At 60.4% G+C, this 9456-nt stretch carries 7 protein-coding genes and 1 rRNA gene; 3 read left to right on the top strand and 5 right to left on the bottom strand.

The window, feature by feature from the left end; translation table 11 throughout:
• Positions 1-45 precede the first annotated feature (45 nt).
• Both PCE31107_RS04885 and PCE31107_RS04880 read right to left on the bottom strand, forming a co-directional pair.
• A 16S ribosomal RNA gene (locus tag PCE31107_RS04885) occupies positions 46-1578 on the bottom strand.
• An 848-nt stretch (positions 1579-2426) separates the two neighbouring features.
• A complete protein-coding gene (locus PCE31107_RS04880) occupies positions 2427-3125 on the bottom strand; it encodes a response regulator transcription factor (protein ID WP_206100069.1) in 699 nt (232 codons plus the stop codon).
• Positions 3126-3359: 234 nt separating this feature from the next.
• On the opposite strand from PCE31107_RS04880, the gene PCE31107_RS04875 reads away from it, so the two are divergent.
• Genes PCE31107_RS04875 through PCE31107_RS04865 form a run of 3 tightly spaced genes read left to right on the top strand, consistent with a single transcriptional unit; the run spans position 3360 to position 6227 of the window.
• Complete coding sequence (locus PCE31107_RS04875) at positions 3360-4046, top strand: hydrolase (RefSeq protein ID WP_017231634.1); 687 nt, start codon at positions 3360-3362, stop codon at positions 4044-4046.
• 13 nt (positions 4047-4059) lie between these two features.
• Positions 4060-5919 carry an amidohydrolase gene (locus PCE31107_RS04870; protein ID WP_150606798.1) on the top strand — a complete coding sequence of 620 codons (1860 nt, stop codon included), beginning with the start codon at positions 4060-4062 and terminating at the stop codon, positions 5917-5919.
• 26 nt (positions 5920-5945) lie between these two features.
• Positions 5946-6227: a XapX domain-containing protein gene (locus tag PCE31107_RS04865; RefSeq protein ID WP_017231632.1), complete on the top strand. Its 282-nt coding sequence runs from the start codon at positions 5946-5948 to the stop codon at positions 6225-6227.
• 107 nt (positions 6228-6334) lie between these two features.
• Here PCE31107_RS04865 and PCE31107_RS04860 read toward each other — a convergent pair whose 3' ends face one another.
• The 3 genes from PCE31107_RS04860 to speB all read right to left on the bottom strand — a co-directional run bounded on the left by PCE31107_RS04860 (position 6335) and on the right by speB (position 9317).
• Complete coding sequence (locus PCE31107_RS04860) at positions 6335-6937, bottom strand: hypothetical protein (protein ID WP_150606796.1); 603 nt, start codon at positions 6935-6937, stop codon at positions 6335-6337.
• A gap of 291 nt (positions 6938-7228) precedes the next feature.
• Complete coding sequence (gene tauA, locus PCE31107_RS04855) at positions 7229-8263, bottom strand: taurine ABC transporter substrate-binding protein (RefSeq protein ID WP_150606794.1); 1035 nt, start codon at positions 8261-8263, stop codon at positions 7229-7231.
• A gap of 79 nt (positions 8264-8342) precedes the next feature.
• On the bottom strand, positions 8343-9317 hold the full coding sequence (gene speB, locus PCE31107_RS04850) for an agmatinase (RefSeq protein ID WP_130025029.1): 975 nt from the start codon (positions 9315-9317) through the stop codon (positions 8343-8345).
• Positions 9318-9456 lie beyond the last annotated feature (139 nt).

The raw sequence follows: 9456 nt of genomic DNA, 5'->3' as shown, positions 1-9456 counted from the left end.
AACAACCGATAAGCGTGAACACTCAACTTCCAGTGCATGCTCTAGAAAGGAGGTGATCCAGCCGCAGGTTCCCCTACGGCTACCTTGTTACGACTTCACCCCAGTCATGAATCCTGCCGTGGTAAGCGCCCTCCTTACGGTTAGGCTACCTACTTCTGGCAAAACCCACTCCCATGGTGTGACGGGCGGTGTGTACAAGACCCGGGAACGTATTCACCGCGACATGCTGATCCGCGATTACTAGCGATTCCAGCTTCACGCAGTCGAGTTGCAGACTGCGATCCGGACTACGATCGGTTTTCTGGGGTTAGCTCCACCTCGCGGTTTGGCAGCCCTCTGTACCGACCATTGTATGACGTGTGAAGCCCTACCCATAAGGGCCATGAGGACTTGACGTCATCCCCACCTTCCTCCGGTTTGTCACCGGCAGTCTCCCTAGAGTGCTCTTGCGTAGCAACTAAGGACAAGGGTTGCGCTCGTTGCGGGACTTAACCCAACATCTCACGACACGAGCTGACGACAGCCATGCAGCACCTGTGTTACGGTTCTCTTTCGAGCACTCCCACCTCTCAGCAGGATTCCGTACATGTCAAGGGTAGGTAAGGTTTTTCGCGTTGCATCGAATTAATCCACATCATCCACCGCTTGTGCGGGTCCCCGTCAATTCCTTTGAGTTTTAATCTTGCGACCGTACTCCCCAGGCGGTCAACTTCACGCGTTAGCTTCGTTACTAAGGAAATGAATCCCCAACAACTAGTTGACATCGTTTAGGGCGTGGACTACCAGGGTATCTAATCCTGTTTGCTCCCCACGCTTTCGTGCATGAGCGTCAGTATTGGCCCAGGGGGCTGCCTTCGCCATCGGTATTCCTCCACATCTCTACGCATTTCACTGCTACACGTGGAATTCTACCCCCCTCTGCCATACTCTAGCCTTGCAGTCACGAATGCAGTTCCCAGGTTAAGCCCGGGGATTTCACATCCGTCTTACAAAACCGCCTGCGCACGCTTTACGCCCAGTAATTCCGATTAACGCTTGCACCCTACGTATTACCGCGGCTGCTGGCACGTAGTTAGCCGGTGCTTATTCTTCCGGTACCGTCATCCCCCCGAGGTATTAACCCAGAGGATTTCTTTCCGGACAAAAGTGCTTTACAACCCGAAGGCCTTCTTCACACACGCGGCATTGCTGGATCAGGCTTTCGCCCATTGTCCAAAATTCCCCACTGCTGCCTCCCGTAGGAGTCTGGGCCGTGTCTCAGTCCCAGTGTGGCTGGTCGTCCTCTCAGACCAGCTACAGATCGTCGCCTTGGTGAGCTTTTACCCCACCAACTAGCTAATCTGACATCGGCTGCTCTTGTAGCGCGAGGCCCGAAGGTCCCCCGCTTTCCTCCTCAGAGCGTATGCGGTATTAATCCGGCTTTCGCCGAGCTATCCCCCACTACAAGGTACATTCCGATGTATTACTCACCCGTTCGCCACTCGCCACCAGGTGCAAGCACCCGTGCTGCCGTTCGACTTGCATGTGTAAGGCATGCCGCCAGCGTTCAATCTGAGCCAGGATCAAACTCTTCAGTTTAAACCTGTTACTGTTTTCGGTTTTTCGTGATAAATCACTCGAACCGGTCGCTCTCAAAGTATGCTGACAAGTTAATTACTTAACTTACCTATTACTTATGTGAGCCTCAATAAATTTAAAGCTTATCTGCCGAAGCAGACGCACCATTCATCGAGTGCCCACACTTATCGGTTGTCTAGTTTTTAAAGATCAATCGCATCGAACTTCGCTTCGTCGCACACTTACCGCGCCGTCGCTTCGTTTTCTGCGTCGCTGCATCTGCAGCAGAGAAGCAAGATTATGTCGCAGCTTCTCGTCGTCGTCAACAGTTTTTTTCGCCTTCTTCGCTCGCCGCCGTAGCGACTCACAAGCTCTAAAACCACCAACCACCGGGCTTTCCAGCCCGTCGCCCCCACCGCTTCGCCGCGTTCGCTGCGTCGCCGTCGTTGCGAGAGACGGAATATTAGACACCTTCGACGAACCGCGCAAGCCCTTTGTGAAACTTTTTTGAACGAGGCGACACTTCCCCGCCGTTTGACGGCTTGTTCGGCGCTCGACACGCACCTCACCAACGGAAAATACTTGCACGCCAGAACGGTCTACAAGTGATCCGCAGCCGCGTAGGGCAACGTCGTCCCATGCCATCTCGCTCTATATATAGATCGGCTGGTCGCGTAGCCGCTGGAGATGGCGGGATAGATTTCCGGCAAACGACGGTGCAAAGCGCATACGACCCCCGGCCGCCCAGTTGGGCGTCGAACCGTCGATCTGTCGGGCGTTGGCGCGCCAGGAATCGATGTGTCGCGAATCGACGCGTCCAGAGACGGAGGCAACAAAATATGAAAGGTGCGCGAAGCGCGCGCCGTCGATTACGCCGTCTCTCGGCGATTTCGGCCAATACCGCCGTGATAAAGCGCGGGGGACGTCATGCCTAGCTTGTGCGCCATGATGACGAGATCCGCAAAGGAGCGGGCTTCCATTTTGCGCATGGCATTGCCGCGATGAATCTTGACGGTGACTTCGCTGATGCCCAACTCGTCCGCAATATGTTTGTTCATGCGGCCCGCCGCGACCAACGCCATCACCTCACGCTCGCGCGGCGAGAGCCGCTGCGCCCGGTCGGCGACGGTCGTGCTCACTTTCTCGCGTGCGAGGCGCAGACGATCCTGCGCGAGCGCGACGCCCACAGCATCAAGCAACACGCCTGCGCCAAACGGCTTGGTGAGAAAGTCGACCGCCCCCGCCTTCATGCCCTGGACGCTCGTCGTCACATCCGCGTCATCGGCGATGAAGACCACCGGGATCGGATCGCGCATCGCGACAAGAGCGCGCTGCAACGCCAACCCGCTCCCGACCGCATCGAAATCCATGTCGACCACAAGGCACGCAGGCCCGGCAGCACGTTCGCTCGCAAGAAACGATGCCCCACACGCAAAGCCGCGCGCACATAGGCCGGCGGCGAAGAGTTGCGCGCAAAGCGTGTCTCTGCTCGCCGGTTCGTTGTCGACGACGTAGACGGTCGCGGTATCGTTATCCGAAAGCCCGTTCATGCGGATAGGCAGTGTCATGATTCAGTGCGCACGAGTATACGATAGCCGCGGGACATAACGTTCGACGCCATAGAAAAGCACGAACGTCCGCGCTATTTTCGGCAAACAGCGTCGGACGGACTGCGTCAGGCAAGGGATGACGGGCGCTAATACGAAGAGACGATAGTCCGCGCAACATGAACGGCATAGGCTTTCGGAAGATCTGCCGCCGTGGCATCACGCCCCATGTCCGCATTACCACCGGAGCCCCTCATGTCGAATCCCAAGCTCGAAGTCCTCACGCCGCAAAACAGCCAGCTCATCTTCATCGATCATCAACCGCAGATGGCCTTCGGCGTTCAGTCGATGGATCGTCAAGCACTCAAGAACAACGCGGTCGGTCTGGCCAAAGCCGCGCGCATCTTCAATATTCCGACGACGATCACGACGGTGGAAACTGAATCGTTCTCGGGCTTTACCTATCCGGAACTGCTCGACGTCTTCCCGAACCAGAAGTTGCTGGAACGCACCTCGATGAACTCGTGGGATGACCAAAAGGTGCGCGACGCCCTCGCCGCCAACGGTCGCAAGAAGGTTATCGTCTCTGGCCTGTGGACCGAAGTCTGCAACACCACATTCGCGTTGTGCGCGATGCTTGAAGGGGGCTACGAGATCTATATGGTTGCCGATGCGTCGGGCGGCACCTCGAAGGAAGCTCACGACTATGCGATGCAGCGCATGGTGCAGGCGGGTGTCGTGCCCGTGACGTGGCAGCAGGTGCTGCTCGAATGGCAACGAGATTGGGCGCATCGCGACTCGTACGATGCCGTGATGAAGCTCGTCAAGGAGCATTCGGGCGCCTACGGCATGGGCGTCGACTACGCCTACACGATGGTCCACAAGGCGGCGCAGCGCACCGCAACGCCGCACGACGCCATCCCGGCCGTGCCCGCTCGCTGACAGGAGGGACGCCATGTCCGCCCCCACCCCCGATCTGATTCTCATCAACGGCAAGTTCGCCACGCTCGATCGCGCCAATCCGCAGGCGGATGCCGTGGCGCTCACCGGCGGGAAGTTCACTGCCGTGGGCACACGCAACGACGTGATGCGTCTGGCCGGCAGCAGCACCGAGGTCATCGACCTGAAGGGCCGCCGCGTCATCCCGGGACTGATCGACAGTCACATGCACATCATCCGGGGCGGTCTCAACTACAACATGGAACTGCGCTGGGACGGCGTTCGCTCGCTGGCCGACGCCATGCGCATGTTGAAGGCGCAAGTCGACCGTACGCCTGCGCCGCAATGGGTTCGGGTGGTGGGTGGGTTCACCGAGCATCAGTTCGCCGAGAAGCGTCTGCCGACGATCGACGAACTGAATGCCGTTGCCCCCGACACGCCGGTGTTCATCCTGCATCTGTATGACCGTGCGATTCTCAATGGCGCGGCCCTGCGCACCGTGGGCTATACGAAGGACACGCCCAACCCGCCGGGCGGCGAGATCGTGCGCGACGCGTCGGGCAATCCGACCGGGCTGCTGCTGGCCAAGCCGAATGCAACGATTCTGTACGCCACGCTCGCCAAAGGCCCGAAGCTACCGCCCGAATATCAGAAGAACTCGACGCGCCACTTCATGCGCGAGGTCAACCGACTCGGCGTGACAGGGGTGATCGATGCCGGCGGCGGCTTCCAGAACTACCCCGAGGACTACGACATCATCGAAGCGCTGCATCGCGAGGGGCTGCTCACGGTGCGCCTGGCCTATAACCTGTTCACGCAGAAACCCAAGGCCGAACTCGCGGATTTCAGCCAGTGGGTCAAGCAAGTCAGTCCCGGCCAGGGCGACGATCTCTATCGTCACAACGGGGCGGGCGAGATGCTTGTATACACGGCCGCCGACTTCGAGGACTTTCGCGTCGAGCGGCCCGAGATGCCACCCTCGATGGAAGGCGATCTCGAACCGGTCGTGCGGCTGCTTGCGGAGAACCGCTGGCCGTGGCGTCTGCATGCGACCTACGACGAGACCATCTCCCGCGCGCTCGACGTCTATGAAAAGGTCGCGAAGGATGTGCCGTTCGACGGCCTGCATTGGTTCTTCGACCATGCCGAGACCATCAGCGATCGCAACATCGATCGCATCGCGGCCCTGGGCGGCGGCATTGCCGTGCAGCACCGGATGGCGTATCAAGGCGAGTACTTCGTGGAGCGCTATGGCGCGCGTGCGGCCGAAGCCACACCACCGATCCGCCGCATGTTGGAGCGCGGCGTGAAGGTCGGCGCAGGGACGGACGCGACGCGGGTCGCCTCCTACAACCCGTGGGTCTCGCTCTACTGGCTCGTGACGGGCAAGACCGTAGGCGGGCTGCGCATGTCCGCGCCGGGCAACCTGCTCGATCGTGACGATGCCCTGCGCCTGTGGACGGAAGCCAACGCGTGGTTCTCGTCGGAGGTCGGCAAGAAGGGGCAGATCAAGGTCGGGCAACTCGGCGATCTGGCGGTGCTCTCCGACGACTACTTCAGCGTGCCGGAAGACGAAATCCAGGACATTACGTCGGTGCTTACGTTGCTGGGCGGAAAGGTCGTCTACGGCGACGGCGACTTCGGCCGCTATGCCCCGGAAATCCCGCCCGCCATGCCGGACTGGTCGCCGGCACGGCATGGCGTGGGCTACTCGCCTCGCCAGCCGCAAGTGCTCAACGTGAGCGTGAGTTGTGCATGCGCGACGTCGTGCGGGGTACACGGTCATGCGCATGCAAGGGCGTGGTCGTCGAGTGTGCCGGCGTCTGACGAAAGCGGCTTCTGGGGTGCGCTCGGCTGCTCGTGCTGGGCGTTCTGATCGTTCGGACGGTTCGGAGAATCCTCATGAAGCTATATCTCGTATCGCTCGGCGTCGGCGTGCTCGTCGGCATCATCTACGGCGGTCTCGGCGTGCGTTCCCCGGCACCGCCGGCCGTTGCGCTCATCGGGCTGCTCGGCATGCTGATCGGCGAACAGGTTGTGCCGCCGGTCAAGCGCCTGCTCGCTGGCGAGCCGGTCAATCTCGTCTGGTTCCATCGCGAATGCGTGCCGAAGATCACCGGCTTGCCCGGGCCAGTGGCGCAACCGACGAAGGAAGCTGCCGAGAGCGACTCGCGCAAGGCTTGATCTGTCGCCGGAGACGGTTAGGTCCCTTTTTGGGGCCCGGCGGGTAGCGAACCGCGCAACGCGGAGGGGGTATCGCTTCCCACCGGGCACGTCAAAGGGGCGGCGGCTTACATGCCTATTTCATACTGGCGAATCAACTCACGCACCCGATCCTTGTCCGCATCGGGGATTCGATCCAGCCCGATGTATTCCCAGAATTCCTCCGCAGCGGCCATACCCTCCTCACCATCCGAGAGCAAACATGCCAGCGCGTCTGCTCTACGATTTGGCGGCAAGACGTCAATGCATAACATCAGGGCATCCATCACGCGTTGCTTCCGGCTGCCTTTAAAGAAGCGGGTACTGACGTCGTCGACGAATCGGCACCATGCTTCGGATTGACTACCGGCGCTCGCCGCTTCCCCCCATTGACTTAGAAGTGTGTCGTTCTGCTTCAAAGGCTCGCGGAAAAACGCGAAGTCGACGGCCGGTTCCGGCTCTGGCAAGTTCACCAGGTTACTGACGGACAAAAGCGGCAGCGAGCGTTGCACGGTGTCGTCACGCGTTCGTACCGCCAATGCCGCCATGGGCGAGCGGAGACTTCCCGCCGCCTGGAGTCCAACGGTCCGGAGATCTGCGATGAAGCGCTCACTCGGGCGATCCAAAGGCCGATGCTCGGTGCTGGGCACCATCGGTACGATGCTGATCGTTGCGGCGCCTACAGGATTCATGGACAACCTCCGTGGGTGGTGAGAGATTGCATCCTGCCATCGCCTTAGCGCCGCACTTTTCCATACGAGCGGTGAGTTTGCGATTCTGGCGAACACGCGGCGACCCGTCGACAGTCTGCACAGTTCCCGACGCCGCCCCGACATGAACCGGCAATTAAGTCGATTCGGTATATCGCGCCACGCCGCCGTAGCTTGTTCGCGTGTGTGATGGCTTGCGACGGGAGGCTCCGGCGCGCAGCCCGACGTCGTGGGCGATTAGCGCACCGGGCCGCGTTGCGACGCCTTAATCGTTCATTTCGGCATCAGGCTGGATGCCGCCTCGGGATACCGGACCGCCACCGCACCCCGATAGTCGGACTTCACGACATCGATCTTCTTCTGCTGGAGCAGAAACTCGGCCGTCGACTTCAGCGTTTGTGCCGCACCGCCCTTCTCCCCGCACCCAAGCCACTGACATGAGACCTGCTCGGCCAACGTCGGATACTTGTACAGTGCCATTTCCTCTGCCGCGTCGTTGGCATTGCCACCGAGCCCGCGCAGCACTGCCGCCATATTCTTCGAACCGGCACCCCATGCGTCGGGGTGCGCTACGAAGTCTCGATTCGTCGCGTTCAGCACCGCAATGAACTTGGCCATGAATTCAGGATTGCCGGCGCCAAACGCCTTCGTCACGGCCATGCCCTCAAACGTGCAACGGCCCAGCGCACAAATCTGCCCGGCCGTGATCAATGGTTTTCCGGTGGGCCGAATCCGGCCGAGCGCCGGCCCCCAGATGAAGGCACCGTCGACGTCGCCTCGCTCCCATGCGGCGGCGGCCTGCGTCGGCGTCATATTGACCAGCTTCACCTGCTGGGTGATGCCCCATTTGTCGAGCATGTACATCAACTGGTAATGGCTTGTGCTGGCCACCGGTACCGCGATGGTTTTGCCGATCAGGTCTTTCGGCGAGTGGATGTTGGCCGCGTTACGCACCATGAGCGCCTCGGCGTCGGCGATGTCCTCCAGAATCCAGAACAACTGAATGTCCATTCCGCGGCTGGCCGCCGCCGCCAGCGGGCTCGATCCCAGCACACCGATGTCGATGCTGCCGGACGCCATTGCACTCATCACCGCCGCGCCGGAATCGAACTTCTTCCAGTGAATCTGGTAGCCGGTCGCCTTTTCAAACGCGCCATTCACCATCGCGGCAATCCAGGGGCTGTAGGTCGTCTGATACGCTACGTTGACGACCTTCTCGGCTGCGCGGGCCGGGGCCAATGCGACACCGCATGCCATCAGAAACACACCGCATACGAACGAACCGACGATTTTTGTCAGGTATTTCATGCCTTCTCTCCCAATTCGGCGTCGCTGGACAGGACTGGCGAGCATCGTGCTCGCCCCGCCTCCACGCCCGCCACTGTGGTCAAAGTGATTTTCGGCCGCGAATACTATCCGCGAGCACACAGAGAATCTCGAACATCAGCGTCGCCCCCACCAGCGCCGTATTGCCGCTCGGGTCGAATGGCGGAGAGACTTCCACGACGTCTCCGCCGATCAGGTTCAATCCTTGGAGCCCGCGTATCATGCGCTGCGCGTCGAGGGTCGTCAGGCCGCCAATTTCCGGCGTTCCGGTGCCTGGGGCGTACACCGGATCCAGGGCGTCGACGTCAAAAGTGACGTAGGTTGCACCGTCGCCGACGACTCGCCGTGCTTCGGCGATGACACCCTCGACACCCAACGCGCGGCATTCGTCGATATCAATCACGCGAATGCCCTGTCGCTCACCCCAGTCGTTCTCGCTGTCGTTGTACAACGCGCCCCGAATGCCGATTTGTACCGTGCGCTTGGGATCGAGCAAGCCCTCCTCGATGGCGCGCCGAAACGGCGTGCCGTGGGTGTAGGCGTTATCGCCGAAATATCGATTCCACGTGTCGGTATGCGCATCGAAGTGCACCATGCCCACAGGCCGGTGCTTGGCCACGGCGCGCAAGATCGGCAGCGTCACCAGATGATCGCCGCCGACGGACAGCGGCGCGATGCCGGCATTGCAGACCTCATCGTAAAACGCCGCAATACGCCCAAGAGAATCCATGAGGTCGACCGGGTTCACCGGGGTGTCGCCCAGATCAGCACAATTGCAAAGCTCGAAGGGGTTGATGCCGCTCGCGCGATTGACATTGCGCACCATCGTCGAAAGATCGCGCACTTGGCGCGGGCCATGGCGTGCCCCTGGTCGATTGGTGGTGCCACCGTCCCAAGGCACACCGATCAAGCCGACGTCCACGGCGCGAATGCGTTCGTCGTCAAGGCCGACGTAAGGCAACCGCATGAGTGTTGCCAATCCCGAGAACCGAGGCATGACGGTACCGGTAATGGGTGCGAATTTATTTTCTCTCATCGACAATTCCTGGGTGGCAAGGGGTGTCTCGGACTTGATCGCCCGACGCGCACTGGTAAGCGGCATCGAGCGATGCGTGAAGCGAGTGTGTCCGTTGCGCACGCCCCATGGAATCACGATTGTTCGAACTTTAGTTTGG

Origin of the sequence: Pandoraea cepalis (genome assembly GCF_902459625.1) — a bacterium.
GTDB classification, from domain to species: domain Bacteria; phylum Pseudomonadota; class Gammaproteobacteria; order Burkholderiales; family Burkholderiaceae; genus Pandoraea; species Pandoraea cepalis.
This window is presented reverse-complemented; position numbering and strand designations above follow the sequence as displayed.

Coding starts and splice junctions, on each gene's coding strand:
- PCE31107_RS04870 (WP_150606798.1), top strand. CDS start 4,060: ATGTCCGCCCCCACCCCCGATCTGATTCTCATCAACGGCAAGTTCGCC.
- PCE31107_RS04875 (WP_017231634.1), top strand. CDS start 3,360: ATGTCGAATCCCAAGCTCGAAGTCCTCACGCCGCAAAACAGCCAGCTC.
- PCE31107_RS04880 (WP_206100069.1), bottom strand. CDS start 3,125: ATGACACTGCCTATCCGCATGAACGGGCTTTCGGATAACGATACCGCG.
- PCE31107_RS04860 (WP_150606796.1), bottom strand. CDS start 6,937: ATGAATCCTGTAGGCGCCGCAACGATCAGCATCGTACCGATGGTGCCC.
- PCE31107_RS04865 (WP_017231632.1), top strand. CDS start 5,946: ATGAAGCTATATCTCGTATCGCTCGGCGTCGGCGTGCTCGTCGGCATC.
- speB (WP_130025029.1), bottom strand. CDS start 9,317: ATGAGAGAAAATAAATTCGCACCCATTACCGGTACCGTCATGCCTCGG.
- tauA (WP_150606794.1), bottom strand. CDS start 8,263: ATGAAATACCTGACAAAAATCGTCGGTTCGTTCGTATGCGGTGTGTTT.